Source organism: Rhizobium sp. RSm-3 (genome assembly GCF_001854685.1).
In the GTDB taxonomy this organism is placed as follows: Bacteria; Pseudomonadota; Alphaproteobacteria; order Rhizobiales; family Rhizobiaceae; genus Rhizobium; species Rhizobium ecuadorense.
Genome location: NZ_MAWZ01000057.1, coordinates 286,127 through 312,890, shown reverse-complemented (window position 1 = coordinate 312,890; position 26,764 = coordinate 286,127). Strand labels below are relative to the sequence as shown.

Sequence of the window (26,764 nt, the reverse complement as noted above, 5' to 3'; positions counted from 1 at the left end):
GATTGCAGGGGGACATGTGCATGAGAAGTGATCTGATCGCCCGCTACACGATCGGCGAGCCGGTCTATGAGAACGAGTTCATCGTCTATCCCGCCCAGGACAAGCGGATGGACCATGCGGTCTTCATCGTCGCCCCCGATGTGGCGCTGAAACTGGACAAGGCGCGTTTCGAGCGGGTCTGGACCTCGATCAACGAGGCGAAATCGCTGACCGCCCGGCGCTTCGTCGAAATCGAGGACCTGATCCCGCCATCGCCGGAAGACGATAATTTCTATATCGTCGAAAAGCGGCCGTCGAAGACGCTGCACCAGTATCTCGACGAAACCGAGATGGTGGCCTATGAGCGCGCCGCCGAGATCGGCCGCCACATCCTCGAAGGCCTGGCGACGCTGCACGGCGCCGGTTACGCCCACAATGCCCTGACCGACCAGTGCATCTACGTCTCCGAGGATTATTCCGGCCTGTCGGTCCGGATCGGCAATCTGCATCTGATCTCGAAGATCGGCGAGCACATCATCCCGCCCTATGTGCCGGAATTCGGCGCGCCGGAGATCTATGCCAGCGGCACCTTCTCGGCCTCCGCTGCCCTCGATATCTACGCCATGGGCATGATCGCCTACAAGCTGTTCCTGCCGCGGCAGACCTATAACAGCGTCTTCGACAGCGTCATGGTCTGGGAAGACGAGCACCAGCGGGAGCAGAGCTGGAAGAATATCCATCTCGATCCCTCCAACGTCTTTCCCCGCCTCGACGTGCTGATCCCCGGTTTTCCCGAGGGGCTGGCAAGCCTGATCGAGCGGATGCTGAGCCGCGACCCGGCCCAGCGCCCGCGCACCGGCGCCGATGCGCTCGGCGAATACACCAGGGTAACGACAGGCATTCAGCCGATGTCCTGGGATCCGCGCGGCGGCATGCCGCAGCAGCCGGAGGCGGCGAAACCGAAAAAGTGGACGCCCGTCAAAATCTCGATGATCGCAGCGCTGCTGTTGATCTGCATCGGCGTCGGCGTCGTCACCATCCCAAAACTGCTCCGCCCGGATCCGAAACTCGTCGCCGATGTCGGCACCTGGAAGAAGGAGGCCGAAAGCCGCAAACAGAAGGCGATCGCCGCCAAGGCGCCGGAGCGCCCGGCCAGTGACCAGGCCAAGCTTTCCTATGACACGGGTGCGGCGGCGCTGACCTCCGCCGATGCGCTGCTCAAGGACGAAGACTACGAAAAGGCCCTTCCGGGCTACCAGTCCGCCGCCATCAATCTCGGCAATGCGCTGATCGCCATCTCGAAGGAAAATGCCGAAAAGGCGAAAGCGTCAGCTTCGGCTGCCGGCGGCGACAAGGCGCCGAGCTTCGCCGAGGCAGACGCCAAGATGAAGGCTGCCGCCGACAGCGCCGCCGCCAAGCAGATGCACGGCGCCGTCGACAATTACGACGCATCGAAAACCGCTTTCGACGATCTCGCCAAGGCGCTGACCGCGCTGACGGCGGCCGAAAAGAACGCGGTGGAAAAGCGCGAAACGGTCAACCGCATCGGCGCCGGCGACAGCCCCGACGTCGCCAAGGCGAGCGGCCTGATGGCGGAGGCCAAAACCAAGGCCGAGCAATGGCAGATGCCGGCGGCGACATCGGGCTATGGCGACGCCGCCAAACTTTTCGACGCCATCATCGCCGACGTCATGGCGTCGAAGGACGAGGCGACGGGCCTGAAGCAGAAGGTCGCCGATCTCAACGCCTCGATCGCCACCCGCGCCGGCGCCGCCGATCCGACGCTTGCCGCACTCGCGCCGAAAATCGGCGAGGCCGATGGCCGCTACAGCGCCGAGGCCTATAAGCTGGCGGTGGTTGCGTACAAACCGATCCTTGCCGATCTCGAGGCGCTGTCGGCCCGCGGCTTCTGCCCGGTTTCACCGACGCTCGCCTTCGAGACCGTGCCGGCGGGAAGTTATTCGCTGGAGAATGTCCGGCTGATGACCGCCTCGATGAAGGAGCTCGGCGGCATGCTCGGCGTCGCCAATGGCGCCGTGAAGGTCGAAAAATCCTTCTGCATGCAGGCAAAGGCCGTCACCCGCGCCCAAATGGCGGCCTATTACGCCGCCAACTCCGATCCCGCTAGCGCCCAGGCATACAGCGACAATCCCGAGCTGCCGGCCGACGACGTGCCGCTGGCCGTGGCGCAGAACTATACCGCCTGGCTGTCGAAACAGCTGAACGCCCCCGTCCACCTGCCGTCGGCAACCGAATGGATGGCAAGCGCGACGCAGATCGCCACGGAAAAACTGCCCGACAATGGCGACATCATCCTGCAATGGAGCGCCACGCCTTGCGAGGCCGGCGGCAACGTCGCCTTCATGGCGCAGGAGGGCTCGACCTTCGTCGTCTGCTCCGACGCTTCGGCCGGCGGCATCTTCCGGGTGACCGCCGAATTGCGGTGAATGATCGAAAGGGTGGAGACCGAAAAGCAAAGCGGTCTGCCGCGCGTCACGGGCAGGGCAATTTGTCACAAAGCCCGTATGCCGCAACCGATGCAACCCTTGTCGACGCAGGGCAGGGCGCGCCTCGTCAAAAGGTCGTAGAGCGCCTTTTTTCCTGATTCGGCAACCTCGCGCTGAGGCGGTACGCCTCACCAAATTTCAATTCCAACTTTCATAAAATGCGGTATATTAGAGATGGGGACTGAGTATCCCCGCCTTGAGGGGTCGAGGACAATGTGCTGGAATACATCAGCAGCATTCACGCCGGTCGGTTTTGCTTTGCGAGGTCCGGCATCTCGCAAGATCGTATGGACGCTTGGAGACGCGGCGCGTCTCCTGATGAACGACTGGCCTTTCGATGACGGCGAAGAATATGTGGCTGCCGTCAAAGCCTGCGTCGACGCCATCAGCGGAAAAATTGCCCCGGAACAATTCCGGGAAGCGCTTCTGCGTGCGGCTGAAGAGGCCGGTATCGCCGCTCTCTGTCTCGTCCCGCAGGGCGTGGCAGCGCGACAACCGGACCTGCCGTCGAAGGCGCAAAGATAGTCCCAATTTCGAGACGCTAACGCAGGTTTGCGCCACAAGCGATCATTGCCGGCATCGCGGAGGAAACGACAATGAGCGACCACCAAGAGCACAACCCATTTGATGGCCCTCAGATGCAAGGAATGCATTACGAGCGGGCCGATTTGTCAGGCGCTAATTTCGATGGCGTAAACCTCGCAGACGCACAGTTTTACGCTGTTTTGACTAAGGCAAAATTCACCGACAGCAATTTAAGTGAAGCGGTTTTTGACGATATCAGCCTTGCGGATGCGCGCTTTAACAACGTCAACCTGTCTGGAGCCGCCATCACCAATGCAAATCTATCGCGATTGACCATAAGCGGCGTTACGTTGGCAGATTCAGACATCAACGATGCCGATTTGACTGGGATGCGGATCAATGGCGTTCTCGTAACCGATCTACTCATGGCCTATGAAAAGGCGAAAACCTGAAGGCCATTTACTTCCGAGACAACGCACAACGTTGCGTTAATCGGGATTTTGCCACAACGGGGCCATATCCCTTACTCATCGGCCGGGGCTTCGCGGACCTGCATGATCTTGTCGATCAAGCCCCATTCCAATGCCTCTTGCGACGTCATGAAGCGGTCGCGGTCCATAGCGCGTTCAAAATCCTCATAGGAGCGCCCGCAATGTTCCGCGTAGAGCCGTGTCATACGCTGCTTTGTTTTCAGGATTTCCTCGGCGTGAATTTGCATATCGGACGCCTGCCCCTGAAAGCCGCCTGACGGCTGGTGGATCAGCATGCTTGCATTTGGCAGGGCGGCCCGCTCGCCCGGCTCGCCCGCCATCAGGAGAAACGATCCCATAGAGCGGGCCGTGCCCATGCAGAGCGTGTGAACCGGCGCGCGGATGTAGCGCATGGTGTCATACATGGCGAGGCCGCTGGTCACGACGCCGCCCGGCGAATTGATATAGAGGTAGATGGGTTTTTTGGGGTTTTCTGCTTCTAGAAACAGCAGCTGGGCGCAGACGAGGGCCGAAACGGTGTCGTTCACCTCGCCATTGAGGAAGACAATCCGCTCGCGCAGAAGCCGGGAATAGATATCGAATGATCGTTCTCCCCGGCTGGACTGTTCTACGACCATCGGGACGAGTTGCATCGCTTCGCGCATCGGCGACCTCCAGACTTTCGGAATGTTAGGGTGAAACTCGCCGCGTCAGGCGGCGAGCATGAGGAGCGGGCTGTTGCTGTTCGCCGCCGCCCTCGCCATTCGGTCGGTTCTTACATCCGTCAGTTCGTGGACGATCCGAAGGCAGGTTCCGCCCGTCGCGTTCGGTGTGATCGTGAACGTCACGGTGCTTTCGAGGAATGGCGGGCTGTCGTCGCGCAGCTTGTAGCGGACTTCCTGGCCGGGGGTGACGGTGATCGCATCGGGATCGGCCAATGCCTCCTTCGGCAACCACCTTTCCCGAAGTTCGGGAACGGTGATGGCACGCCAGACCTTTTGCGGCGGATCGCCCAGCTCAAACTCCAGCTCGACGCCGCTATCCCTCTCCTTGGTCTTCGCTTCGTTCATTGATCCATATCCTTCAGCAAGACTTTGAGTGCTGCGATACGCTCCGGCCAATAGGCGCGGTATTTTGCGAGCCACTGGGCGATGAGAGCCAACCCATCGGGATCGACTTCGTAATTCACGAAACGCCCCTGTCGTTCTTCCCTCACGAGCTTTGCACTGCGCAGAACCGCAAGGTGCTGCGACATTGCCGGCTGGCTGATCTCCATGCCTTCACGCAAGGCGCTGGCGTTCATGCTGCCTGCCGCCAGCTTCTCAAAGATCGCGCGGCGGGTCGGGTCTGCCAAAGCTCGGAAAAAGTCATTCTCGATCATGCCAATACATAAGCACACACTTATCTGATTCGCAAGTCTGTTTTCAAGACGACCGACCTTTCCGTCATCGCCATAAACATCTGACAGCCGCCGATCACCGCGATATTCATGCTGCCGCTATGGCGGTGTGGAGCGAAATCGCCTTGTCGACGGCCGCATGAAGCGGCCCCATCGTAGGCATCTCTGCCCAACCCAAGTTAAGGCGACGCTACCGTTTTCCTTCATGTATGTGGAGCGCCGATGCCGGCATTGTGCAAGGTGTGTCGCCGTTGTACCATGTGGGGATAACACGCGCGCAGAATGTTCAAGTATAGCCAGAGCCAACGTTCGGCCGCGCGTTTCACCGGTGAAGTAGCCGCGGATCATGGAGCTTATTGTCACTCTTGGGCTGATCGTCTTCAAGGTCGCGTTGCTGATCGCGATCCTGCTGCTGTTGCCCTTGCCGCTCACTTGGCTGGAGCGCAAGATCGCCGGGCATATCCAGCAGCGGATGGGACCGATGCGCGTGGGGTGGCACGGGCTGCTGCAGCCGGTGGCGGACGGGATCAAACTCCTGACCAAAGAGGACCACATCCCGGCCGAGGCCGACCGCTTCCTGTTCAAACTGGCGCCGATCCTGGCGCTTGCCCCGCCCTTTGTGGTGTTCGTCGCAATCCCTTTCGGCGAAACCGTCTCGGTGCCGGGCGCGGAGATCACGCTTTACGCCTCGAACATGAATGTGGCGCTGCTTTTCGTCTTCGCGGTGATCGGGATCGAAGTCTACGGCGTCATCTTCGGCGGCTGGGCCGCCAACAGCAAATACGCGGTCCTCGGCAGCCTGAGGACCTGCGCGCAGATGATCAGCTATGAGATCCCGATGGGGTTTGCGGTCATCGGCGTGGTCATGCTGGCGCAATCCATGAGCTTGCTCGACATCGTGCGGGCGCAAGCCGATGTCTGGAACGTCGTCTACCAGCCGGTCGGCTTCTTCGTGTTCTTCGTCGCCGGACTGGCGGAAGCGCAGCGCATTCCCTTCGACCTGGCGGAGGCGGAAGGCGATCTGGGGGCCGGGTTCCATACCGAATACAGCGGTATCCGCTTCGCTTTCTTCATGGTCAGCGAATATGCCATCGTCCTCCTTGTGTCGGTCCTGGTGGTGATCCTGTTCTTCGGCGGCTGGAACGGAGTTCTGATCCCCTTGCCACCGTTGCTGTGGTTTCTGCTCAAGGTCGCGTTCTTCGTCTATGTGTTTATCTGGTTCCGCTTCACTTTCCCCCGCTACCGCTACGACCAACTGATGGCGATCGGATGGAAAGTCTTGCTTCCTCTGTCGATGGCGAACATAATTGTAACCGGTGTACTTTTAGGGGCCATGGCGGCTCCGTAGCGAGGCGGCGATGTCGCGCGCACAGGACAAAGTTAGAACATGGATTGGCTGGGCGTTCTTCGCCGATCTGGCGAACGGCTTGGCTCTGACATTCGGCTACATGCTCTCTAAGCCGGTCACCATGCAGTATCCGGACAAGGAAAAGTGGTTGCCCTATTCCCGCTATCGCGGGCACCACTTCCTGACGCGTGACGAAGAGGGTGAGATCAAATGCGTGGCCTGCGAACTCTGCGCGCGGATCTGTCCCTGCGACTGCATTGAAGTCGTTCCCTACGAGGACGAGAAGGGCAACCGGCACCCGGCCAAGTTCGAGATCGACACGGCTCGCTGCCTGTTCTGCGGCCTGTGCGAGGACGCTTGCCCGGCGGATGCAATCGCGCTTGGCCAGCAGTACGAATTCTCGAGTTTTTCCTCAGCCGGCCTGGTGATCGGACGAGACGATCTGCTCGCCAAGCCAGGGAAGGCGGCAACCGGCGGCGGCGTGGTTGCCGCGCGCCTGAATACGAAGAAGGACGTGCTCGTCGAAACGAAAGTAACGCAAGGCTACAACTGGTGGCGGAATATCCGCAGAACGTGAGCGCGCGCCAGTTGTCAGACAGAAGCGCTCGGACAGGAGGTTTAGATGTTTGTCGGCGATATAATGAAAAACAAAGGTGTCGGTGTCATCACGGTCGCTCCCGATCAGACGATGGTGGAAGTTCTGAGGTTGTTTCGCAGCAACAATATCGGCTTCGTCGTTGTCAGCCAGTCGAACGACGAATACCTGGGAACGCTGTCGGAACGGGATTGCTGCAATGCGGTGGCGGAATACGGGGCCGAGGCGGCGATGATGCGGGCCGCTGATGTCATGAACCGCAGCGTGGCGACCTGTTCGACCCACGATTTGCTACCGGTGGCGATGGGGATCATGACCAATCGACGGACGCGTCATGTGCTGGTCATGGACGGAGGCGACGTTGCCGGCGTGGTCAGCATCGGCGACGTGGTTAAACACAGGCTCGAGGAAGCGCAGCGCACAGAGCAGGATCTGCAGGATTACATCTGCGGGACCAGGTATCACTGACGTCGCCAGATCGATGGTAAGACACCGGGACACGGCGGCTTGCCGCGGGCCTTGCGATGGAAATCTTCAGACCCCACGCCAGATCCGGTCCGTGCGGTCGGCCTCAAGACTGGCATCCTTCTGGACCTCCACCGGGCATGGGTATTCGCCCCGCCGCATCAGGCTGTTGAGACGCAAGGCTCTGTAGTTTTCCGGAACGAAGACGAGGCCTTTGGGAAACCGCCTGTCGACCTTGAGCTGTGCCGTCAGTTCGCCCTGGGCTGAACGCACGATCACCTGATCGCCATCCGAAAGGCCAAGCTCTGCGGCATCCTCTGCGCTCATCGCGACATAGGGATCGTTGGCGACCGTGTTCAGGATGTCCGACCGTTCGGAAAGATATCCGTTGTGGAACAGGCAGTCGCCGGTGATCAGCATGAGCCGGTCGGCGGCTGTCGGGACGGGCGGCGGCGCAGGGAACAGGCCGGTCGGTGCTGTTGGCACTGCCTTGGTGAATGCGCCGTCGGCGCCAAGCCCGTCCTCAGTCAATCCCTGATAGAGCGGAACCAGCCGGGCAATCTCATCGAAAATTTCGCCTTGCGTCGAAGGCTGCAGCACCTGGTTGCGGAGCGCTGCGATGAAGTCGAAGATCGCCAGATTGCCTCGCGCCTCGAAAACCAGCTCCCGGAATTTGCGCACCTTCTGGATCCGGCCCTCGTTGTTGGTGAACGTGCCGGGCTCTTCGCCGTAAGCCGCCGCGGGCAGGACGACCTCGGCCAGCCCGGCCGTGTCGGTAAGAAAGGCGTCCTGCACGATCAGGAGATCGGCGGCGCCAAGCGCCCGCTGTACGAACGCCCGGTCGGGATAGCTGATCAGGGGGTCGGCTCCGGCAATGTAGAGCGCCCCCATCCGCCCGCCGACGCAGAGTTCCAGCATGGCATCGAGACCCGCGCCCGGTTCAGACGGGATTTCGGCGCCCCAGTTCCGCGCAAGGGTTGCGCGCGCCGCATCATCGGCGACCGGCCGCAGCCCCGGCAGAGCCGCCGGCAGACCCCCCATGTCCCAGGCGCCCATCTGGTTGGCCCGGTCGAAGAGGAACTGCATCGCCGGGCCTTTGCCGAGCAAGCGGAGAAGCTGCAGCAGGTTGTTGATCTGCTGCAGCGTCATGCGCGCGTCGGGTGATCTCAGGAGATCGACGCTGACAAGCACGGTGACGCTGCCGGCCTCCTTGAGCGCGGTCGCCAGACGACCCGGCCCATCGCTGCCGGCATCCGCCGCTGACCTCCCGATTGTCGCTTCGATGGCCGCAAGCGCGTTGCCAGGCAAGGCCTGACCGGCCGCTGTCGCGAGCCCGGCGACCACCGCCGCAATACTCGCCGCTTCTCCGCCCGGCGGTGCGCGAACCACCACCCTGGCATCGGCGTCCAGACGGGATGGCCGCGCCGAGAGCATGAGCAATCCGGCCTGGCGCCGCCGCGCAGCATCCCGCAACAGGTATTCGGTGACCGGGTTCTCCTCGGTCACGTTTCCGCCGACGATGAGTATACAGTCGTTGCCGATCACCTCGCCAAGCGGTGCGCGGCTGTAAAACCCTCCCACCAGCGGGCCGAGCGTATCGAAGGGCGCGGACCAGCGAGAAGAGCAGTCGATGTTGTTGGTCCGGAACACCGTCCGCAACAGCTTCTGGAACTGATAGAGCACCTCGTTGGGCAGCCGCGGCGAGGCCAGCCCGCCGGCTTCCTTGCCCTCGACGGCCGATAGCCGCCGGCGCAGATAGTCGCCGGCTTCGTCCCAGGAAACCGGCACCAGGGCGCCGTCACGACGGATCATCGGCCGCTTGATCCGGTCCCGGCTGGTGACGAAATCGAGGCCGAAGCGTCCCCGCACGCAGAGCGTTTCGCGGTTCACACCCTCGTCCCACTTCGAGTGCACCCGCATGAATTCACCCTTGCGCGTGCCCACCGTCAGCTGGCAACCGGTGCCACAATGCGGGCAGACCGTGTCGGTCTCGGTGAGATCCCAGGGGCGTGCCTTGTAGCGATAGGGGAAGCTCATCAGCGCGCCGACCGGGCAGACCTCGACGCAGTTGCCGCACTGGTCGCAACTTGCGAGACTGCCCTCGAAGCCGGTGACGGCGGTATCCATGCCTTTTTCGACGGTGCCCAGCGCCACCGCGCCGACGACCTCCTCGCACATCCGCACACAGCGCTGGCATTGGATGCAGCGGTTGACGTTCATGATGATGACGGGGCTGAGACGGATGTCCTGGGAGTGGAAGACACGCTTGGGGTCGTGGAACTCGCTTTTGCGGGGTCCGTAGGCCATCACCATGTCCTGAAGCTCGCATTCGCCGCCCTTGTCGCAGATCGGGCAGTCGAGGGGATGGTTGGCGAGCAGCATGTCGAGCATGGAAGAGCGCGTTTCCTCGATCTGAGGCGTGTTCGTCCGCACCACCATACCGTCGGTGACCGTGGTGGCGCAGGACGGCTGCAACCGCCGCAGCCCCTCGATCTCGACCAGACACATGCGGCAGGAGGCCAGCGGCGGCAGGCGCTTCATATAGCAGAAGGTCGGGATATCGATACTCAAATGCCGGGCAGCCTGCAGCACCGTCGAACCGGGCTCGACTTCCAGTATTTGCCCATCGATCGTAACGCTAACCATGCTTCCTCGCAGTCCGTGCCAGGCAATCCTTCAGTGAAACGGGCACCTTCGTTCCTCGATATGGGCGACGAACTCTTCGCGGAAATGCTTGAGGGCTGCCCGCAATCCCATCGCGGCGCCATCGCCCAAAGCACAAAACGTATTGCCGAAAATGCCTTTGCAGAGCATGTCCAACTGCTCCAGATCGCCGGCAGCACCTTCCCCGGCCTCGATCCGGCGCAGGATCTTCACGACCCAGTTCAATCCTTCCCGGCAGGGCGTGCACTTGCCGCAGGACTCATGGTGGAAGAACTCGATGATCCGGGTGGCGACCTTGACCATGCAGGTGGAGTTGTCGATCACGATAACGCCAGCCGAACCGAGCATCGAGCCGGCGGCAGCCAGCGAGTCGAAATCCATACCCACGTCCAGCCCATGCTCCGGGATGACCGGTGCCGATACACCGCCGGGGATCACCGCTTTGATCTTGCGCCCCGGTGGGGGGCCGCCGGCGTGATCGACCAGTTCGTGCAGCGGTATGCCCATCGGCAACTCGTAGAGGCCGGGTTTGCGCACCTGGCCGCTGACGCAGTAGAGCTTCGGGCCGGGGCTCTTCTCCGGGCCGATGTCGCGAAACCAGTCCGGCCCCCGCACGACGATATGCGGCACGCAAGCGAGCGTCTCGACATTGTTGATCACTGTGGGGCTGGCGTAGAGCCCGGCCACGGCCGGAAAGGGCGGCTTCAATCGCGGCTGCGCCCGCTTGCCCTCGAGCGACTCGAGCATCGCGGTCTCCTCGCCACAGATATAGGCGCCGGCGCCGCAGTGGATGTGGACGGTGAAATTGAAATCCGAGCCTAGAATGCGCGATCCCAGATAACCCTTTGCGTGCGCCTCGGCGATCGCCTGCTCAAGGCGACGGATCGCCGTCACATATTCTCCGCGGATGTAGAGATAGGCGGTTTCGGCCCCGATCGCGTAAGCGCTGACCGCCAGCCCCTCGATGAGCTGGTGCGGATCGCGCTCCATGAGGATCCGGTCCTTGAAGGTGCCCGGCTCGCCCTCATCGGCGTTGCAGCAGAGATATTTCGGCTTGCCCGACTGCTTCGGCACGAAACTCCATTTCATGCCCGTCGGGAATCCGGCGCCGCCTCGACCGCGCAGATTGGACCGTTTGACAAGCTCGACGACCTCGTCGGGCGTGTAGTCGCGCAGCACCCTGGCCAGCGCCTGGTAGCCTCCGCCGGCTTCGTAGGTCGACAGCAAATGACCGCCCGGCACGTCGATATTCTTGAGAAGAACCGGCTCGAACATGGCGCTACTCTCCGGGCGGTGCGGCGGCGGTGAGATCGGCACCTGTCGCTTGCCCCGCCTCGGTCCGCAACCTGTCCAGAAGCGCGTCGATACGCGCGACATCGAGCGCGCCGTGGTAATCGTCGCCGACCTGCATCACCGGAGCCATCTCGCAGGCACCGAGGCACTCCACGGTCGAAAGCGTGAACAGCCCGTCCGGCGTGGTCTCGCCCTTGCTGATCCCCAGCGCCGTTTCCAGATGCTGCAGCAGGGTCTCGGCCCCGCACAGCATGCAGGAAACATTGTCACAGAGCTGCAGGTGGAACGTGCCGACCGGCTCGGTATGGAAGAGCGTGTAGAAGGTCGCCAGCTCGTAAACCCAGATCCGTTCGACCCGGAGAATGTCGGCGACCTCTTCCAGCACCGGACCAGGCAGATGGCCATGCTCCCTCTGCGCGATCAGAAGTGCCGGCATGATCGCCGAGCGCTGGTCGGGATACCGCGCTGCTGCCTCTTCGATCTTTTCGCGCATGGTCATCGCGTCCAAATCTCCTGCTATTTGTCCACCTCGGCCATCACCGGGTCGAGGCTGCCGAGCACGGCGATCATGTCCGCCAGAAAGCGGGCGTTGGTGACCCCGAACAGCCCCTGAAGGTTGACGAACGAGGGGGCCCGCACCTTCATGCGGAACGGTTTCGGCGACCCGTCGCTGATGATGTAGAAGCCGAGCTCGCCCTTTGGCGCCTCGATCGCCGAATAGACCTCGCCCTTCGGCACCTTGAAGCCATAGGCCGAGAGGTCGAAATGCTGGATCAGCGCCTCCATCGAGCAATGCACCCGCTGCTTGTCCATCGGATAGGCGATCGTCGGCATGTCGATCTGGAACGGCCCTTCGGGCATCTGGTCGAGGCATTGCTCGATGATCCGGATGCTCTCGCGCATCTCCTCGACGCGGCATTGCCAGCGCGCATAGCAGTCGCCCTCGTCGCGGGTGATGACGTTGAAGTCGAGCCGGTCGTAAATCTCGTAGGGCTCGTCGCGGCGGATGTCCCAGTCGACGCCCGAGGCGCGCAGGTTCGGGCCGCTCAGTCCGAGATCGATGGCGTCCTCGGCGGCGATCACGCCGATCCCCTGTGTGCGCTTCAGGAACACCCTGTTGTTATCGAGCAATCGCTCGTAGTCGCGGATCCGGTTGGGGAAGATGTCGCAGAACTCCCGGATCTTGGGCAAGAACCCGTCGGGCAGATCCTCGCGCACACCGCCGACCCGGCAGAAGGACGTGTGCATCCTCGCCCCGCTGATCATCTCCAGCAGGTCCATGATCATTTCGCGCTCCCGCATGACGTAGAGCAGGGCGGTCATGGCGCCGAGGTCCATCGGCAGCGCGCCGGTAATCAGGACATGGCCGGAGATCCGCGCCAGCTCGGCCATCAGCACGCGGATATATTGTGCGCGGATCGGCGCTTCTATGCCGAGGAGTTTCTCCACCGCCAGCGCGAAGGCCAGGTTGTTCGACGGCGGACAGAGATAGTCGAGCCGGTCCGTCAGCGGGAAAATCTGGGTATAGGTGAAGCTCTCCGCCAGCTTTTCGGTGCCGCGGTGCAGGTAGCCGATATGCGGGTCGACGCGCTTGACGTATTCGCCGTCCAGTTCGAGGACGAGCCGAAGAACCCCATGCGTACTGGGGTGCTGGGGGCCGAGGTTGAGAAGCACGTCCTTGGTATTGAGCGCTTCGCTCTCTGGCCTGCAGAGTTCGGTGACTTCGGTCATCTCAATTTTCCAGCGTGGAACGGCCTCCCGGGATATCTTTAGTGGCAAGGTCGGGCTTTGTTGGCGGCGGACCTTCGGCCCCGAAGGGATTCAACTCGTCCTTGTAGCCCCGCAGTGGAAAATCCTTGCGCTGGGGAAAGCCCTCGAAGCCTTCCCACATGTAGATCCGGCGCAGATCGGGATGCCCGTCGAACCGGATGCCATACATGTCAAAGGCCTCGCGCTCATGCCAGTTGGCGGTGCGCCAGATCCCCGTGACCGAGGCAACTTGCGGGGGATCGCCAAGCCGGCACTTGATCCGGAGCCGCCATTTGTTCGGCAGCGAATAGAGGTGGTACACCGCCTCGTAGCGCGGCGTTTCGGGGTAATGATCAACGCCGCAGATATCAGACAGGAAATTGAACTGCAGCGCCGGATGCTCCTTCAGAAACCGGCAGAACGCGACGATCTTCTCAGGTGGAACAGCAAAGGCGTGAATGCCGTGCGCGGCGCCGAGGTCCTCGATTGTTTCCCCGAAACGCTCCATGATCAGCGCGCGATCGAGAGACGGCTCCGCACTCATGACGATGCAACCCGATCCAGAGGCGTCCCGGCCAGCGCGCGGGACCTCTTGATCTTTTCTTGAAGCAGCAGGAAGCCGTGCATCAGCGCCTCGGGCCGCGGCGGGCAGCCGGGCACATGCACGTCCACCGGCACGAAGGTTTCCGATCCTTGCACCACCGCATAGGTGTTGTAGACCCCGCCCGAGATGGCGCAGGTGCCCATGGCGATGACCCAGCGGGGCTCCGGCATCTGGTCATAGAGCCGGCGCACCACGGGCGCGAACTTCCGCGTTACCGTGCCGGCGATGATCATCACATCGGACTGGCGGGGCGATGGCCGGAACACCACGCCGAACCGGTCGAGATCATAGCGGGCGCAGCCGGCCGAGATCATCTCGATGGCGCAGCAGGCAATTCCGAAAGTTTCGGGCCACAGCGCCGAGCTTCGGCTCCAGTTGATAACGCTCTCGGCCGTGGTGAACAGCACGCTGTCGCGGATCGTGTTGTTTACGCCTCCCATTCGAGCGCTCCCTTCAGCCAGGCGTAGGCCAAGCCCACGAGAAGCAGCACGATGAAGATGAACATCTCGACAAAGCCGACCAGCCCGATGTCTTTCAGGACGACGGCCCAGGGAAAGAGGAACATCGTCTCGACATCGAAGACGACCAGCAGGATCGCCAAGATAAAGAACTGTACCCTCATGCGCCCGCCGGCGGCCTCGCCGGCCGCGTCCATGCCGCACTCATAGGGCATGTTCTTTTCGGGATAGGGATTGGACGGGCGCAGCAGCGAGGAGACAAAAAGCGTCGCCCCCGTCACCAGAGCGACCCCGGCGATCATAAAAAGAACCGGCAGGAATTCCATTGCAGCCATATCGCACTGCACCGGTTACCCACTGAGCGCTTTCCTCAGGCCGCGACCGTCCTGTTCAGGACCGTAATGCGGTCGCCCCGGGAAGCGACTTGGGCAATCCTTTCTAGAGCTTCGAGTTTATTCCGTCGGACAGATCATTGCAAATTCAATCGCTCAGCCGCCAAACACGGAATGCTGGGCAAGTCTCAGAAACCACGCGGGAAACAGGCCGATGCCGATGGTGCCGGCAGCAGTGAAGGCGAGCGTCGCGCGCACCAGGGGCGTCAGCGCCGGGTCGAACGTCCTTTCCGGCTCGCGCATGTAGATCACCATGACGATGCGGATATAAAAATAGGCGGCAACCGCACTCAGCAGCACTGCGATCACCGCCAGCATGACGAACCCTCGCTCGACGAGCGCGACCAGCACGTAGAACTTGGCGAAGAACCCGGCCGTTGGCGGAATGCCGGCCAGCGAGAACAGATAGAGCAGCATCAGCAGTGCCAGCCCTGGATGCGCCTTGGCGAGACCGGCATAGTCTTCGATACCCTCGCCGGAAAAATCGCCGTTCCGCATCAGGATGACGATGCCGAAAATGCCGAGATTCATCAGCGAGTAGATCAGCAGATAGATCATCACGCTGGCGATGCCGTCCGCGCCCCCGGCCACCACGCCGAACAGAGCGAACCCGGCATGGGCGATGCTGGAATAGGCCAGCAGGCGCTTGAAATTATCCTGCACCAGCGCAACGAAACTGCCGAGCGCCATCGTCACCACGGCAATGACCGCGACGATGATCCAGACGTTGGAGGTTGCGACCAGAGGGTTGAGGAACACCCGCAGGATCACCGCGAACCCCGCCGCCTTGGGGCCCACGGACATGAAGGCGGTGATCGTCGTCGGCGCGCCTTCATAGACATCCGGCACCCACATGTGGAACGGCACCGCGCCGACCTTGAAAACCAGCCCCGCGACGATGAAGACCACCGCCAGCAGCAAGCCGGGATCGCGCGGATCGCCGGTCACGGCCGCAGCCATCGCGGCCAATTGCGTCGTGCCGGTGAGCCCGTAGACCAGCGAAACGCCGTAGAGGAAAATTCCGGTCGAGACCGCACCAAGGATGACGTATTTCAGCGCCGCTTCGTTCGACCGCCGCTCACGCCTGAGAAAGCCGGTCAGCACGTAGGTGCAAAGCACCATCAGCTCGAGGCCCACGTAGATCGACAGGAGATCGGTCGCCGAGGCCATGATCATCATTCCCGAAAGGGCAAAAAGCAGCAGGACATAGTATTCGCTGCTCCCGATCCCTTCGATTTCGGCATATTTCCGCGAAAGCAGGAATGTCAGAATGGTGGCGATGTAGAACACCAACTTGAAGAAGACCGCGAAACGGTCGGCGATGAACATGCCCGTATAGGCCGGCCGCACGTCTCCCGCCAGCATGAGTGTCGCCAAGGCGGCAATCAGCACGACCGCGACGGAAGCCCAGATAAGGAGATACGTCTGCCCCTTGCGCAAAAACTGTCCCAGGATCAGCAGGAGGCAGGCTCCAGTGACCACCACGATCTCGGGCAGGCTTGCGAGAGCCGACTGGAAAAGTGCGGCGGCGGTCATTGGCCGCTCCCCTTGGCGTGCACCTGCACCAAAAGATGTTCCACCGAAACGTCGATGATAGCGAGAAAGGGCTTCGGATAGAGCCCGACCCACAGCACGAAGACGGCCAGCGGCAGGGTCGCTGCCAGCTCGCGGGCGTTGACGTCGCGTATCTTGAAGCGGACGCCGACGCTGGCCGGACCAAGCGCGACTTTCCCATACATGCCAAGCAGATAGGCCGCGCCCAGCAACGCACCCACAACGGCGGCCGCGCCGACGGCGAGGTTTGCCGCAAACCCGCCCGACAGGACCAGCAATTCGCCGACGAACGAATTCGTTCCCGGCAGCGCCATCGACGACAGGGTGAACAGCGCAAGAAACGCGGTATAGACGGGTGCCGCCTTCATCAACCCGCCATAATCGGCGATGCTGCGGCTATGGGTCCGCTCGTAAATCAGGCCGACGAACAGGAACAGGGCGCCCGTCGTCACGCCGTGATTGAACATTTGCAGGATGCCGCCCTGGAGCCCGCGCAGGTTCAGCGCAAAAATCCCCATGGTCACGAAGCCCATGTGGCTGATGCTGGAATAGGCCACCAGTTTCTTCAGATCGTCCTGTGCCAGCGCCAGCAACCCGCCATAGACGATCGCAAGCGCTGAAAGCGCAAGCATCAGTGTCGAATAATATACCGACGCCTCCGGCAGCATCGGCAGCGAGAACCGCAGGAAGCCATAGGCGCCCATCTTCAGGAGTACGCCGGCGAGGATGATACTGCCCGCGGTCGGCGCCTGTACATGGGCGTCCGGCAGCCAGGTATGGACCGGGACCATCGGCACCTTGACCGCGAAGGCGATCAGGAAGGCGAAGAACAGCCAGGATTGGACCCGGAACGGCAAATCCTGTGCAGTGAGGGCGAGGATGTCGAAGGTCTCGCCGCCGTTGAAATAGAGTACGATGACACCGACCAGGAACAGGACGCTGCCCGCCAGAGTGTAGAGGAAGAACTTGAACGCCGCATAGACCCGGCCGTCGCCGCCCCAGACGCCGATGATCAGGTACATCGGGATCAGCATCGCTTCCCAGAAGACGTAGAACAGGAACAGGTCGAGCGCGCAGAACACCCCCAGCATCAGCGCCTGCATGGAGAGCAGGCTGACCATGAACGCCTTCACCTTGCGGTCGATCGCAACCCATGAGGCGAGCACGCAGATCGAACCCAGCAACGCGGTCAGGAACACGAAGAGGGCGCTTATCCCGTCGATACCAAGCGCATAATTGATGCCGAGCGCGGGCACCCAGGGGCGCTTCTCCGTGAACTGCATCGCGTGGGTGGTGGTGTCGAATCCGGCCAGCATGGCGATGCAGAGGGCGAGGTCGAGGATGGTGACAGCCAGCGCTGTCCAGCGCACCGCATCGTCGCCGCGCAGAAACATCAGAACCGCTGCCCCGGCGACGGGCGTGAAAATGATGAGGCTCAGCAGCGGCAATCCCATCGCGCCCCCTACCGCCATACCACGGCGAAGACCATGGCGGCTGCGATCACACCGGCGATCATCGCCAGCGCATAATGGGTCACGACGCCGGTCTGGAGCCGCCTGAGCCGCCCGCCGCCGCGCAGGATCGAGCGGGCGACGCCGTTGACGACGGCGTCCACGCCGGTGAGATCGATCCACAGTCCCGCCCGTGCCGTCCCGTGCAGGAAGGGTAGCGCAGTTGTCTCGGAGACGTTGCTGACCGCCTTCTCATAGCCCGCCAGCGGTTTTTCGGCGAACCACATGAAGAGCCGCGCGCCCTTGCGGTAGAACCAGTCGGTGTCGATGCTGATCGTGTTTTCGGGGTCGAGCGCCCTGAGGAAGATCACGAATCCCAGTGCCGTGAACATCAACAAGCCGAGGCTCTCGGTGAGATGGACGCCCGTATAGGGTTGGAAGTCGACCGGATAAGGGAGAAGCGCGTAAAGCGGCTGCGGGAATACCCCGATCGCAATGCAGAGCACCGCCGCCATGCCCATCGCAACCAGCATGTTGCGCGGCGGCTCCCGCGCCTCCAGTTTCCGGTCCACGCCGAAAAACATGTAATAGGGGAGCTTCAGGCCCGTGTGCAGGAACGTCCCCGACGACGCCATCGTCAGCGCCAGCACCACCAGCGCCCGATGATCCTGTCCGGCGGCGGCAATCACCATCGATTTGGTGACAAAGCCTGAGAAGAACGGAAACGCCGAAATTGCCAGGGCGCCGACCATATAGAGCGCCACCGTTATCGGCATGGTCCTGTAGAGCCCGCCAAGCTCGGTGAGCTTGCGGCGGCCGGTGACGTGGATCACCGCTCCCGCGCCCATGAATAGCAGTGCCTTGTAGAGGATATGCGCGAAGGCGTGGCTGGAGGCGCCGTTCACTGCCATCTCGGTGCCGATGCCGATACCCGCCACCATGTAACCCACCTGGCTGACGATATGATAGCCGAGCAGCCGCCGGCAGTCGTTCTCCAGCACCGCGAAGATGACACCGTAAAGCGCCATTGCGGTGCCGAGCCAAACCAGAAGCTCGGTCCCCGGAAACGTCCGCGCCAGGACATAGACGGCGGTCTTGGTGGTGAAGGCGCTCATGAACACCGCCCCGGTGACGGTCGCCTCCGGGTAAGCATCGGTCAGCCAGGCGTTCAGCGGCGGCACTGCGGCGTTGAGCATGAACCCGGCAAGGATCAGGTAGGCGCCGGCGCCCATCCCGCCCTCGATCGGGCCGACGAGCAGCGAACCCGTGGCGAGCCCGTGGAGAAGGACGCCACCGAGCAGAACGACGCCGCCGGTGATGTGGACCATGAGATAGCGGAAACCGGCGGCAACCGCCTGCCGGCCGCCCTGGGCGAAGACCAGATAGGCAGAAGCAAACGCCATGCCTTCCCAGAACAGGTACAAGGTCAGGTAGTCGCCGGCGAAAACCACGCCAAGCGCGCTGCCGACATAGACGAACGCAGCGACATGCTGGCCGGGGCGCGTCAGGTGCAGAGCGTAGACCGTTCCGATCAGCGCCATGATGGTGAAAACCGTTGCGAAGACGATGCTCAGCTTGTCGACCTTCGCGATGAGGATTTCCTGCCCGATGAACGACGCCGCGCCGTAGCTGCCCGGCTGCATCGTCAGCACGGTGAGGATCGCCAGTATCGGGATCAGCAGCAGATAGGCCTTGCGGATCGACCCGTTCAGAAAGGGGATCGGCAGGGCGCCGACAATGAACAGCAGGGCGGGATGGACGAAGTCAGTCATAATAGTCCTCGCGCCGCATGAGCCCGGCCCGATGACCGAGGAACTTGGAAACGAAGATCAGCAGCACGCAGGATATGAAGCCGTAGACGGCCGACCAGCCCGGCAGGCGGTCCCACAGGTATTCGGCGTGTTCACGCGGCACCAGGAAGTCGGCGATGACGATCAGGACGAGCACCAGATAGAACAGCCGACGCCGTTCGCTCGCATGGTTTCCGTCGCCGAAGAAATCGACCACGCGCTTTATCATCTGACAACTCCCTCCGCCAAGGCGACGAAATAGTCGGGGAAGATGCCCATCGCCACCGACAGGATGGCGGTCGCAACCAGCGGGATCGTCATCATCGGAATTTCGCGGATCGTCGCCGGGCTCCCTTGCGCCTCGGTGCCGAAAAAGGCGACATAGCTGACCGGCAAGAAATAGGCGGCGTTGAGGACCGAACTCGCCAGGAGCACGATCAGGAACGCGATTTCGCCGGCCTCCACCGCGCCCCGCGCCAGATACCACTTGCTGACGAACCCCGCCGTCGGCGGCACCCCGATCATGCTGAGTGAGCCGACGAAGAACGCCCCCATCGTCCAGGGCAACCTGCGGCCGATACCGGCCATGTCGCTGATGTTGCGCTTGCCGGACGCGCAATAGATCGAACCGGCGCAGAAAAACAGGGTGATCTTCGAGAATGCATGCGCCGCGATGTGGATGATCCCGCCGACCATCGCGACCGGCGAGAGCAGAACCGCGCCCAGCACGATGTAGGAGAGCTGGCTGACCGTCGAATAGGCGAGCCGCGCCTTCAGGTCGTCCCGCGTCAGGGCGTAGACCGATGCCATCAGGATCGTGAACGAGACCAGATAGGCCGTGGCGATGCCGAGTCCGAGCCCGTCCACCAGCCCCGTGCCGAAGACATAAAACACCAGCCGCAGCACGCAGAACACGCCCATCTTGACCACGGCCACCGCATGCAGGAGCGCACTGACCGGTGTCGGCGCCACCATCGCGGCAGGCAGCCATGCGTGCATCGGCATCACCGCAGCCTTGGCGAAGCCGAAGAGGTAGCAGAAATAAACGACTGTCAGCAGCGCCGCCGAAGCATGGCTGCCTGCCAGCAGGCCCCCCGGCACAAAATCGAGTGATCCCGCAATCTGGTAGGTCAGCGCCAGCGCGGCGAGAAGCACGCTTTTTGACGCCCCCATCAAATAGACGAGGTACTTGCGGCTGCCCGTCCATCCCTCTTCGTCTTCGTGGTGGTAAACGAGCGGATAGGTCACGAGGGTGAGCATCTCGTAGAAGATCACCAGCGTGAACAGATTGGCGGCGAAGGCGCCTCCGACCGCCGCCGCGAGACTGGCGGCAAAGCAGGCGAAGAACCGGGTCTGCGCATGCTCGTTCAACTGCCGCATGTAGCCGATGGAATAGATCGCCGCGACAATCCACAGCAGCGACGAGACGGTGGCAAACACCATGCCGAGCGCATCGACCCGGAAAGCGAAGTCGATCCCCGGCAGAACCGCAAACAGGCGCAATTCGACCGTCCCGCCCGCCAGCACCGTTGGTGCCATCGACACGACAATTGCGAACATGGCGATTGCCGCCAGCGGCGAGACGACATCGCGGAGTCTCTCGCGCTTGTTCAGAAGGAGAACGGCAAGGACCGCCAGGCCGGCGACGGCGACGGCAAGCAGCGGCCGGATCGATATCACCGGGTCCAAGCCACTATCCTTTCATCATGGTCACGTCGTCGACCTTGAGGGTAGATTTGTTCCTCACCAGGGCGACCAGGATGCCGAGGGCGACGGCAACCTCCGCCGCGGTGATGGCGATGACGAAGATCGCGAAAATCTGCCCGCGGAAATCGGCGTGGTAACGTCCGAAAGCGATGAAATTGATGTTGACTGAGTTGAGCATCAGCTCCAGCGACATCAGCACGACCAGAATGTTGCGCCTGAGCAGCACGCCCGCCGCTCCGATCACGAACAGCGCCACTCCGAGCAAAATATACCACCAGAGCGGAACCATCACTCCTGCTCCTTCTGCGCCAGCACGATGGCCCCGACGAGCGCGGCCAGCAGGATGACGGACGCAACTTCGAACGGCAGGAGATAGTCGGCGAACAGCGTTGTGCTGAGCTGCCTGACCTGATCGCCACCGCTGACGGTGACGGGCTCCGTGAGAGAAAAGCGGCCGCTCCAGAGCACCAGCGCAAGCATCTCGACCCCAAGCAGGACGAGCAGCACCAGTGCCGGCATGTTGCCGCCCGGCAAGAACCGTTGCAAGACCGCTTCGCGCACATCGATCATCATGATCACGAAGACGAACAGGACCATGATCGCGCCGACATAGACGAAGATCTGGATGACCGCGAGCAGCGGCGCCTCGAGCAGGACGAAGATTGCCGATATCTGCAGGAAGCACGCCATCAACGCCAATGCGCTGTGAACCGGATTGCGCGCCATGACCAGTGTCAGGGCGGTGATCACGGACACCGTAGCGAACAGAAGAAAGAACCCCTGATCCATCGACGCCGACCCTCCGGCGCCAACTGTCACCCGGCGCCAAACGGCCGGGTCTGAGATGGCACCGCAAATTCCGATGCGTTCACAAATTGTGCCCTAAGATCGAATTTTTCACAAGATTATTGTCATCGGCGAGGCAATATCAGGCCGGTCTGGGGCGCGACCGCCGGCTGAAGATCAGACCGACGTGGATAAGTGCCGCATCACTGCGCCAGTTCGATCCCGCCTTGGCCTGTTCGCACCAGTAGCAGACATCCATGGACAGACTAACCGTCGTTGGTGCCGTGCCTGCGGCCCCCTCATCCGACCCTGCGGGCCACCTTCTCCCCGAGGGGAGAAGAGGGAGCAAGACGCACCGACACTGCCCAAACGATCCTACCTCTCCAAAGGCACTTCCTTCAATGGAGTCGTTGGCGAACCGGCAGCCTCCCTCTTCTCCCCAGCGGGGAGAGCTGGCCCGCAGGGTCGGATGAGGGGGCCGCACGGCACACCTTTCACGATCGCCCTTCAAGCTTCGATGCTGCGGGTCGTCTCTCAGGCCTCGGATTTCAGCTTGCCGCCGACCGCCCAGGAATCCTTGGCGATCTCCGTTATCAGGATTTCCACCGATTCCGGCGGGCACGCCAGCGTTTCGACGGTGGCCTTGGTGGCTTCGCGGGCGAAGGCGCGTTTCTGATCGTCGGTGCGGCCGGGATGCATCTGCAGGTGAAGAATAGGCATGTTTTCTCCTTGGTCACGTTGGCAATATCCGTCGCCTTGGCGCGGATGTGGCGACTATGTTGCAAATTCTGAGGTTGATAAATAAGCTCCCGGTATCGTCATTCAAAACCTGGAGGTAGGCAATCATGGACAAGCTGGCCGGCATGGCGATGTTCGTCCGGGTCATCGACAACGGCAGTTTCGCGGCGGCAGCAGGGATCGCGCAAGTGTCGCCGGCCATGGTTGCCAAGCACATCAAGACCATCGAGACCCGGCTCGGGGCGAAGCTGATCCATCGCACCACGCGCCGCCATCAGCTGACAGAGGTCGGCCAGCTCTATTACGAGCGCTGCAAACGCGCGCTCTCCGAAGTGGCGCTGGCCGAGGCTTCGGCGAGCGAGCTGCAATCGGCGCCGCGCGGCCGGCTTCGCGTGGTGGCACCCGTCAGCTTCGGGACGCAGATCCTGGTGCCGGCGCTGATCGATTATCAGAACTCCTATCCCGACGTCAGCATCGAGCTGTCGCTCGACAATAACGTTCATGACCTCGTCGGCGAGGGCTTCGAGCTCGGCATCCACATCGGCCCGCTCTCTGACGACAGCCTGGTCGCCCGCCCGCTGACGCCCTACCGGCGGATTCTCGCTGCCGCGCCGGATTATCTCGCCCGCCATGGCCGGCCGGCCTCGCCGGAGGCTCTGACCAACCACCTCTGCCTCGGCCACTCCTATTGGCGCATGCAGGATCGCTGGCACCTGGTCGGGCCGGCAGGCGAAATGCGGGATGTGTTGATCTCCGGAAAATTCTCCACCAACCAGGGGGCAGCCCTTCGCATGGCAGCGCTCAGCGGCGCGGGGATTGTGCTGCAGCCGGAACTGCTGCTCGCCGCCGATATCGCCGAAGGACGGCTGGAACAGGTGCTGCCGGAATGGTCCTACAAGCCTGTTCCGATGTCCCTCATCTATGCGCCGAACCGCCGGCCGACAGCGATGTTGCGGACGGTGATCGATTTCCTGGTGGAACGGTTTGGCTAGCGACGCTCTGTCGGTCGAGCAGCCGTGAGCCTTGTCAAAACCGATGTGCGGCTCTGACAATATCCAGAATATTGGGAGCGGATTTCAAAAGGTCAGTTTCAAACCACATGCTTCGACCTGTCCAGATTTCTAGTCTCTGCGTCCGCTTTTTGGCGGCATTTTTCGCCGTGGTATAAAACTTCTTGAGCTGTGGCGAGGGAGGAATGTGCTCGTTCCCTGATACGAAAAAGCTCTGATAACCGATGGTTAGTCGGTAGGCCGGTTCTAAGGCACCTCGCAGCGGGAGCGTGAGCATTTTCAAGTGGCCCACCCCTGCAAACTGATCGACGAGGAATATTCCCGTGCCATCTGGGTAGGTATGCTGCTCGAAACAGAAATCGTCAGTCGCGAAAGAAGGGTGCTTGATGAAAATCTGTCGCAATTGATGGCGCATATATTCGAGAAGATCGCTATCATGCGGCCCCGAAAAAGGCAGATCGTCGGCCTTTGCCATGATACAATCAGACAAGCGTTCTTGGACGAAGCTGTGCATTCGGCCTTCTGAAAGAACCAATTCGATATCAGCCAAGCCACGCCCCCTCATCCGACCCGTGCGCCTTATAACCGTCGACCTGACGGCTCATCAAGAGATCAACACGTACGCGATGATTGCAATCGGCGCGAAGCGGAAGATGCCGCTGGGAGACCGTCGTCGAAACGGCACAATGCATCAAGGTGCGAGACGGACAGCGCTTACAGTCAACACCAAGATCGTTTTAGAGAGATTGCGACCTAGCGTGATGGTGAGTGAGGTCGCAGAGCGCTATGAATTTAAGGCCGACCACCTGTCCACTTGGAGAACGATGTTCGTCAGGGTCATCGACAATGGCAGTTTCGCGGCGGCGGCAGGGGTCGCGCAAGTGTCGCCTGCCACGTTGACAATTTTGCTCATACTAGCGCGTTGCTCTCCAATGTATTTTCACGCCATCAAGTTGGTCGATATCTGCGTATCGCGCCGGTCCGATACCGTCTAAACGCTCAACACGAAAAAGCCTATCGGCTTGCGCAGTCGGCACCTCAGCACGCACTGAAGAGACACCATTATATGCCTTTTGAAGCCAGCGAGAAGAGGCTGCTATGGCGCCAATTTTACCGCTTGATGAAAATCTTGCCGTGACTTGCCAAAATGATTTCATCCGCTTCCCGCGCGAGTTGATGAGCGCTTTGCGGATCAAATCCGTCAGCAAGAAACGCCGCCGTTTCCAGAAACATCTTATCGAAAGTAGGTGGCGCCAAATCCTCTCGGAATAGCAACGCCCTTTCAGCCTCGATTGCCTCAACGGCGACAGAAAGAATATCTATCACTGTTTCGACATTTTCCTTGAGATCGCCGAAATATGGAAACTCTAAAACAACCGAGTTTGGCGAAGTCTTACTCGTATTCCCGTTTACTATACTCAAACTTGCGGCGGCATCATCTTTTGATGATCCATTCCATAAGAAAACCTGAAAGCCAAGATCCGAAATGATACTACGATCATCGTCCCGCCGATTTGCACCCTTGAAGATAAGATCATTCAAAAAATCAAGATTGTTGGGATCGATGAAACTGTTCTGCATTGCCTTTCGTTTTGACGATCCAAGCAACTTCCATTGAAAAGCCGCTGGGCTGATCTTTGAAAGACTGTTCAGCAACACGCTTAAGTCTGCTGTGCATTCTTCGAGGCTTCTTGGTCTACTAGCGCGGTAGGCCAATAATTTGTAACGCGTGATAGTCATATTAATAGCCCCGAGAGTTAAACGTACTGGTCGTGGTGGGGACTTGCTGCGTGGCATCCTTCACTTGAATCGATATCCTTTAATGCCTCGGTCTTCAAAGAGCTTCGCTGTCGCCCCAGCAGGCCTGGCATCCGAAAACACCCACTCAACTTGCCGATTCCCTGCCGCGTCCAACTGACGGCGTCCTTGCTCTACAAGACTTTTTTATCCGCTGAACCACTCGCAAAAGCTTCCGTCTTTCTTAACAAAGTTCCCATATTTGTCCTTCGCCTCCAACAAGACGTCCCGATATTTATCATATCCGTCGAATTTAACCCCGTTCACGAGGAAACTCTGATCCGCGGCTCTTCCGGTCACCGCCGTCTGGTGGGCTGCGGCTCGGGCGCTCATTCTTTCATAGCTTAGTCAACAATCGCCAGCGGGACGCGACGAGCCACGTCTATGTCAGATTGTCCGATCGTGCAGCAGCCTCGCCCGTCAAGCCACGGACCATCCACCATCCACCAGCAGGTTGGCGCCGGTGATCAGGCCCGCGGCCGGCGATGCCAGGAAGACGACGGCACCCACCACATCATCGGTTTCACCGATCCGGCCGAGAGGAATGTAATCGAGCGTCGCTTTGCGATTGTCGGCAGCGGATCGCACATCCGCTGCCAGAAATGATCCAACGAGTGGTCTGCTTATTTTGCAGGGGCTTTGTAGGCAGATGCGATTTTGCCCGCCTTTTCTTGGGCGGCTTTGAATTCCGCCCCCGTGTATGCTCGCACGGTTTTGATATTCGATACTGCTCCCGATGCGCCGACGACAAGAAGTGCGGGGATCAGGTCAACACCGTCGGGAAATTCCGCGACTATCATCCAGTCAGTTTCCCCGGTCGTGACGTAGAAAGAATGCTGTTTCCCGCCTGCAGCTTCCATGATGGCACGGGCCGCCGCTTCCCGGTCCGATGGATCGGCGATCATTCCCTTCGCTGCCGTGGCTGAATAGCACCCTGTGATTATGAACAGTGGCATAGGACATCCTCCCTCAACTATCGGGCAGATCGGGTGATCTGCCGCATATTCAATATCTCACATATAGGCGCTCGCCGCGATCAGATTAAACCGGAGTAAACCGGCGTACCTCGTGAGAAAGTTCCGCGCCGCCCTCTTCTCCGCCGAAACATCGAAGCCGAGGACAAGGATGTCGGCGAAACTGCCGAAGGCCGGGTGCGCCACCTTTTCTTTCGGCGGCGCGATCCGGATACCCGCCGCGCATTGATCGAGCGCACACAAGGCACTTTGCCCTCAAGGCTGAAGTCCGGCGCATTCTTCTGCATCATCGTGCCTCCCTCGATGAAATCAATTTATGGCAGGGTCGGGATGCTGACCCGGCGGGCGGATGACGTGGATGGCTGCCGGAGGCGGAGGATAGCGTGTCATGACCGGAACCAGGGCGCCGGAGGCCACGTATTGATGGGTGATGCCGTCGGGGATCCAGGCGATGCCCAGCCCTGCCAATGCGGCGGCGGCATAAAAAGCGGTCAGATACTCATTGAGGG

31 protein-coding genes and 1 pseudogene are annotated in these 26,764 nt (G+C 61.2%); 7 read left to right on the top strand and 25 right to left on the bottom strand.

The window, feature by feature from the left end:
* Positions 1-20 precede the first annotated feature (20 nt).
* The 3 genes from BBJ66_RS28675 to BBJ66_RS28665 all read left to right on the top strand — a co-directional run bounded on the left by BBJ66_RS28675 (position 21) and on the right by BBJ66_RS28665 (position 3,463).
* The gene (locus BBJ66_RS28675; protein WP_071091876.1) at positions 21-2,426 is read left to right on the top strand and encodes a protein kinase domain-containing protein; all 2,406 of its coding nucleotides are present in this window, start codon (positions 21-23) and stop codon (positions 2,424-2,426) included.
* Positions 2,427-2,699: 273 nt separating this feature from the next.
* A complete protein-coding gene (locus BBJ66_RS28670; RefSeq protein WP_049732356.1) occupies positions 2,700-3,011 on the top strand; it encodes a DUF982 domain-containing protein in 312 nt (103 codons plus the stop codon).
* 71 nt (positions 3,012-3,082) lie between these two features.
* Positions 3,083-3,463: a pentapeptide repeat-containing protein gene (locus BBJ66_RS28665; protein ID WP_049732357.1), complete on the top strand. Its 381-nt coding sequence runs from the start codon at positions 3,083-3,085 to the stop codon at positions 3,461-3,463.
* Between the two features lie 71 nt (positions 3,464-3,534).
* Here the strand turns inward: BBJ66_RS28665 and BBJ66_RS28660 are convergent, their stop codons facing one another.
* From BBJ66_RS28660 to BBJ66_RS28650, 3 genes are read right to left on the bottom strand one after another with little or no spacing between them, the layout of a single operon-like run.
* Positions 3,535-4,146, bottom strand: coding sequence for an ATP-dependent Clp protease proteolytic subunit (locus BBJ66_RS28660; RefSeq protein WP_049732358.1), 612 nt, complete (start codon positions 4,144-4,146; stop codon positions 3,535-3,537).
* A gap of 45 nt (positions 4,147-4,191) precedes the next feature.
* Positions 4,192-4,551 (bottom strand): SRPBCC family protein, encoded by a 360-nt coding sequence (locus BBJ66_RS28655; RefSeq protein WP_071091874.1) that lies wholly within the window; start codon positions 4,549-4,551, stop codon positions 4,192-4,194.
* The gene (locus BBJ66_RS28650) at positions 4,548-4,862 is read right to left on the bottom strand and encodes an ArsR/SmtB family transcription factor (RefSeq protein ID WP_007628095.1); all 315 of its coding nucleotides are present in this window, start codon (positions 4,860-4,862) and stop codon (positions 4,548-4,550) included. The genes BBJ66_RS28655 and BBJ66_RS28650 overlap by 4 nt, the downstream gene beginning before the upstream one ends.
* A 364-nt stretch (positions 4,863-5,226) precedes the next feature.
* On the opposite strand from BBJ66_RS28650, the gene nuoH reads away from it, so the two are divergent.
* From nuoH to BBJ66_RS28635, 3 genes are read left to right on the top strand one after another with little or no spacing between them, the layout of a single operon-like run.
* On the top strand, positions 5,227-6,228 hold the full coding sequence (gene nuoH, locus BBJ66_RS28645) for an NADH-quinone oxidoreductase subunit NuoH (protein ID WP_049732361.1): 1,002 nt from the start codon (positions 5,227-5,229) through the stop codon (positions 6,226-6,228).
* 10 nt (positions 6,229-6,238) lie between these two features.
* On the top strand, positions 6,239-6,805 hold the full coding sequence (locus BBJ66_RS28640; RefSeq protein WP_071091871.1) for an NADH-quinone oxidoreductase subunit I: 567 nt from the start codon (positions 6,239-6,241) through the stop codon (positions 6,803-6,805).
* Positions 6,806-6,850: 45 nt separating this feature from the next.
* Positions 6,851-7,291, top strand: coding sequence for a CBS domain-containing protein (locus tag BBJ66_RS28635; protein ID WP_071091868.1), 441 nt, complete (start codon positions 6,851-6,853; stop codon positions 7,289-7,291).
* A 66-nt stretch (positions 7,292-7,357) separates the two neighbouring features.
* Here the strand turns inward: BBJ66_RS28635 and nuoG are convergent, their stop codons facing one another.
* The 15 genes from nuoG to BBJ66_RS28560 form a co-directional block, all read right to left on the bottom strand.
* Positions 7,358-9,934: an NADH-quinone oxidoreductase subunit NuoG gene (gene nuoG, locus BBJ66_RS28630; RefSeq protein ID WP_071091864.1), complete on the bottom strand. Its 2,577-nt coding sequence runs from the start codon at positions 9,932-9,934 to the stop codon at positions 7,358-7,360.
* Between the two features lie 30 nt (positions 9,935-9,964).
* Positions 9,965-11,227: an NADH-quinone oxidoreductase subunit NuoF gene (nuoF, locus tag BBJ66_RS28625; RefSeq protein WP_071091861.1), complete on the bottom strand. Its 1,263-nt coding sequence runs from the start codon at positions 11,225-11,227 to the stop codon at positions 9,965-9,967.
* 4 nt (positions 11,228-11,231) lie between these two features.
* A complete protein-coding gene (gene nuoE, locus BBJ66_RS28620) occupies positions 11,232-11,744 on the bottom strand; it encodes an NADH-quinone oxidoreductase subunit NuoE (RefSeq protein ID WP_071091858.1) in 513 nt (170 codons plus the stop codon).
* A gap of 17 nt (positions 11,745-11,761) precedes the next feature.
* Entirely contained in the window at positions 11,762-12,976 is a 1,215-nt protein-coding gene (gene nuoD, locus BBJ66_RS28615; RefSeq protein ID WP_071091856.1) for an NADH dehydrogenase (quinone) subunit D, read from the bottom strand.
* Between the two features lies 1 nt (position 12,977).
* Complete coding sequence (locus tag BBJ66_RS28610) at positions 12,978-13,538, bottom strand: NADH-quinone oxidoreductase subunit C (RefSeq protein WP_071091853.1); 561 nt, start codon at positions 13,536-13,538, stop codon at positions 12,978-12,980.
* Complete coding sequence (locus BBJ66_RS28605; RefSeq protein ID WP_071091850.1) at positions 13,535-14,038, bottom strand: NuoB/complex I 20 kDa subunit family protein; 504 nt, start codon at positions 14,036-14,038, stop codon at positions 13,535-13,537. The genes BBJ66_RS28610 and BBJ66_RS28605 overlap by 4 nt, the downstream gene beginning before the upstream one ends.
* Positions 14,026-14,391, bottom strand: a complete 366-nt coding sequence (locus BBJ66_RS28600) for an NADH-quinone oxidoreductase subunit A (RefSeq protein ID WP_071091847.1) — start codon at positions 14,389-14,391, stop codon at positions 14,026-14,028. Before BBJ66_RS28600 ends, BBJ66_RS28605 begins: the two co-directional genes overlap by 13 nt.
* Positions 14,392-14,544: 153 nt before the next feature.
* Complete coding sequence (locus tag BBJ66_RS28595; protein WP_071091844.1) at positions 14,545-15,984, bottom strand: NADH-quinone oxidoreductase subunit N; 1,440 nt, start codon at positions 15,982-15,984, stop codon at positions 14,545-14,547.
* On the bottom strand, positions 15,981-17,456 hold the full coding sequence (locus BBJ66_RS28590) for an NADH-quinone oxidoreductase subunit M (RefSeq protein ID WP_071091841.1): 1,476 nt from the start codon (positions 17,454-17,456) through the stop codon (positions 15,981-15,983). The genes BBJ66_RS28595 and BBJ66_RS28590 overlap by 4 nt, the downstream gene beginning before the upstream one ends.
* A gap of 8 nt (positions 17,457-17,464) precedes the next feature.
* The gene (locus tag BBJ66_RS28585) at positions 17,465-19,225 is read right to left on the bottom strand and encodes a Na(+)/H(+) antiporter subunit D (protein WP_071091837.1); all 1,761 of its coding nucleotides are present in this window, start codon (positions 19,223-19,225) and stop codon (positions 17,465-17,467) included.
* Complete coding sequence (locus tag BBJ66_RS28580; RefSeq protein ID WP_071091834.1) at positions 19,218-19,472, bottom strand: hypothetical protein; 255 nt, start codon at positions 19,470-19,472, stop codon at positions 19,218-19,220. Before BBJ66_RS28580 ends, BBJ66_RS28585 begins: the two co-directional genes overlap by 8 nt.
* Positions 19,469-20,932 (bottom strand): monovalent cation/H+ antiporter subunit D family protein, encoded by a 1,464-nt coding sequence (locus BBJ66_RS28575; protein WP_071091831.1) that lies wholly within the window; start codon positions 20,930-20,932, stop codon positions 19,469-19,471. Before BBJ66_RS28575 ends, BBJ66_RS28580 begins: the two co-directional genes overlap by 4 nt.
* Positions 20,933-20,936: 4 nt before the next feature.
* Positions 20,937-21,239 carry an NADH-quinone oxidoreductase subunit NuoK gene (gene nuoK / locus BBJ66_RS28570; RefSeq protein ID WP_071091828.1) on the bottom strand — a complete coding sequence of 101 codons (303 nt, stop codon included), beginning with the start codon at positions 21,237-21,239 and terminating at the stop codon, positions 20,937-20,939.
* Positions 21,239-21,739, bottom strand: coding sequence for an NADH-quinone oxidoreductase subunit J family protein (locus BBJ66_RS28565; protein ID WP_071091825.1), 501 nt, complete (start codon positions 21,737-21,739; stop codon positions 21,239-21,241). Before BBJ66_RS28565 ends, nuoK begins: the two co-directional genes overlap by 1 nt.
* A gap of 531 nt (positions 21,740-22,270) precedes the next feature.
* Positions 22,271-22,456, bottom strand: a complete 186-nt coding sequence (locus tag BBJ66_RS28560; protein ID WP_071091822.1) for a 4-oxalocrotonate tautomerase — start codon at positions 22,454-22,456, stop codon at positions 22,271-22,273.
* Positions 22,457-22,581: 125 nt separating this feature from the next.
* On the opposite strand from BBJ66_RS28560, the gene BBJ66_RS28555 reads away from it, so the two are divergent.
* Entirely contained in the window at positions 22,582-23,466 is an 885-nt protein-coding gene (locus tag BBJ66_RS28555) for a LysR family transcriptional regulator (RefSeq protein WP_071091819.1), read from the top strand.
* Between the two features lie 34 nt (positions 23,467-23,500).
* Here BBJ66_RS28555 and BBJ66_RS28550 read toward each other — a convergent pair whose 3' ends face one another.
* The 7 genes and pseudogenes from BBJ66_RS28550 to BBJ66_RS33845 form a co-directional block, all read right to left on the bottom strand.
* Positions 23,501-24,034 (bottom strand): hypothetical protein, encoded by a 534-nt coding sequence (locus BBJ66_RS28550; protein ID WP_128146149.1) that lies wholly within the window; start codon positions 24,032-24,034, stop codon positions 23,501-23,503.
* Positions 24,035-24,594: 560 nt separating this feature from the next.
* Entirely contained in the window at positions 24,595-25,224 is a 630-nt protein-coding gene (locus tag BBJ66_RS28540) for an Imm52 family immunity protein (RefSeq protein WP_128146150.1), read from the bottom strand.
* Between the two features lie 204 nt (positions 25,225-25,428).
* Positions 25,429-25,614 (bottom strand): Tox-REase-5 domain-containing protein, encoded by a 186-nt coding sequence (locus tag BBJ66_RS35945; protein ID WP_071091807.1) that lies wholly within the window; start codon positions 25,612-25,614, stop codon positions 25,429-25,431.
* Between the two features lie 87 nt (positions 25,615-25,701).
* Positions 25,702-25,908 carry an SDR family oxidoreductase gene (locus BBJ66_RS35715; protein WP_274534104.1) on the bottom strand — a complete coding sequence of 69 codons (207 nt, stop codon included), beginning with the start codon at positions 25,906-25,908 and terminating at the stop codon, positions 25,702-25,704.
* Complete coding sequence (locus BBJ66_RS28530) at positions 25,905-26,237, bottom strand: GYD domain-containing protein (protein WP_071091803.1); 333 nt, start codon at positions 26,235-26,237, stop codon at positions 25,905-25,907. The genes BBJ66_RS35715 and BBJ66_RS28530 overlap by 4 nt, the downstream gene beginning before the upstream one ends.
* 57 nt (positions 26,238-26,294) lie before the next feature.
* A complete protein-coding gene (locus BBJ66_RS28525) occupies positions 26,295-26,498 on the bottom strand; it encodes a hypothetical protein (RefSeq protein ID WP_071091800.1) in 204 nt (67 codons plus the stop codon).
* A gap of 84 nt (positions 26,499-26,582) precedes the next feature.
* Positions 26,583-26,735, bottom strand: a pseudogene (locus tag BBJ66_RS33845) (LysR substrate-binding domain-containing protein); the annotation flags it as partial.
* Positions 26,736-26,764: the final 29 nt, after the last annotated feature.

Bases quoted from the DNA above. Each gene is read 5' to 3' on its own strand.
- BBJ66_RS28675 (WP_071091876.1), top strand. From the start codon at position 21: ATGAGAAGTGATCTGATCGCCCGCTACACGATCGGCGAGCCGGTCTAT.
- BBJ66_RS28670 (WP_049732356.1), top strand. From the start codon at position 2,700: ATGTGCTGGAATACATCAGCAGCATTCACGCCGGTCGGTTTTGCTTTG.
- BBJ66_RS28665 (WP_049732357.1), top strand. From the start codon at position 3,083: ATGAGCGACCACCAAGAGCACAACCCATTTGATGGCCCTCAGATGCAA.
- BBJ66_RS28660 (WP_049732358.1), bottom strand. From the start codon at position 4,146: ATGCGCGAAGCGATGCAACTCGTCCCGATGGTCGTAGAACAGTCCAGC.
- BBJ66_RS28655 (WP_071091874.1), bottom strand. From the start codon at position 4,551: ATGAACGAAGCGAAGACCAAGGAGAGGGATAGCGGCGTCGAGCTGGAG.
- BBJ66_RS28650 (WP_007628095.1), bottom strand. From the start codon at position 4,862: ATGATCGAGAATGACTTTTTCCGAGCTTTGGCAGACCCGACCCGCCGC.
- nuoH (WP_049732361.1), top strand. From the start codon at position 5,227: ATGGAGCTTATTGTCACTCTTGGGCTGATCGTCTTCAAGGTCGCGTTG.
- BBJ66_RS28640 (WP_071091871.1), top strand. From the start codon at position 6,239: ATGTCGCGCGCACAGGACAAAGTTAGAACATGGATTGGCTGGGCGTTC.
- BBJ66_RS28635 (WP_071091868.1), top strand. From the start codon at position 6,851: ATGTTTGTCGGCGATATAATGAAAAACAAAGGTGTCGGTGTCATCACG.
- nuoG (WP_071091864.1), bottom strand. From the start codon at position 9,934: ATGGTTAGCGTTACGATCGATGGGCAAATACTGGAAGTCGAGCCCGGT.
- nuoF (WP_071091861.1), bottom strand. From the start codon at position 11,227: ATGTTCGAGCCGGTTCTTCTCAAGAATATCGACGTGCCGGGCGGTCAT.
- nuoE (WP_071091858.1), bottom strand. From the start codon at position 11,744: ATGACCATGCGCGAAAAGATCGAAGAGGCAGCAGCGCGGTATCCCGAC.
- nuoD (WP_071091856.1), bottom strand. From the start codon at position 12,976: ATGACCGAAGTCACCGAACTCTGCAGGCCAGAGAGCGAAGCGCTCAAT.
- BBJ66_RS28610 (WP_071091853.1), bottom strand. From the start codon at position 13,538: ATGAGTGCGGAGCCGTCTCTCGATCGCGCGCTGATCATGGAGCGTTTC.
- BBJ66_RS28605 (WP_071091850.1), bottom strand. From the start codon at position 14,038: ATGGGAGGCGTAAACAACACGATCCGCGACAGCGTGCTGTTCACCACG.
- BBJ66_RS28600 (WP_071091847.1), bottom strand. From the start codon at position 14,391: ATGGCTGCAATGGAATTCCTGCCGGTTCTTTTTATGATCGCCGGGGTC.
- BBJ66_RS28595 (WP_071091844.1), bottom strand. From the start codon at position 15,984: ATGACCGCCGCCGCACTTTTCCAGTCGGCTCTCGCAAGCCTGCCCGAG.
- BBJ66_RS28590 (WP_071091841.1), bottom strand. From the start codon at position 17,456: ATGGGATTGCCGCTGCTGAGCCTCATCATTTTCACGCCCGTCGCCGGG.
- BBJ66_RS28585 (WP_071091837.1), bottom strand. From the start codon at position 19,225: ATGACTGACTTCGTCCATCCCGCCCTGCTGTTCATTGTCGGCGCCCTG.
- BBJ66_RS28580 (WP_071091834.1), bottom strand. From the start codon at position 19,472: ATGATAAAGCGCGTGGTCGATTTCTTCGGCGACGGAAACCATGCGAGC.
- nuoK (WP_071091828.1), bottom strand. From the start codon at position 21,239: ATGGTTCCGCTCTGGTGGTATATTTTGCTCGGAGTGGCGCTGTTCGTG.
- BBJ66_RS28565 (WP_071091825.1), bottom strand. From the start codon at position 21,739: ATGGATCAGGGGTTCTTTCTTCTGTTCGCTACGGTGTCCGTGATCACC.
- BBJ66_RS28560 (WP_071091822.1), bottom strand. From the start codon at position 22,456: ATGCCTATTCTTCACCTGCAGATGCATCCCGGCCGCACCGACGATCAG.
- BBJ66_RS28555 (WP_071091819.1), top strand. From the start codon at position 22,582: ATGGACAAGCTGGCCGGCATGGCGATGTTCGTCCGGGTCATCGACAAC.
- BBJ66_RS28540 (WP_128146150.1), bottom strand. From the start codon at position 25,224: ATGACTATCACGCGTTACAAATTATTGGCCTACCGCGCTAGTAGACCA.
- BBJ66_RS35945 (WP_071091807.1), bottom strand. From the start codon at position 25,614: ATGAGCGCCCGAGCCGCAGCCCACCAGACGGCGGTGACCGGAAGAGCC.
- BBJ66_RS28530 (WP_071091803.1), bottom strand. From the start codon at position 26,237: ATGCCACTGTTCATAATCACAGGGTGCTATTCAGCCACGGCAGCGAAG.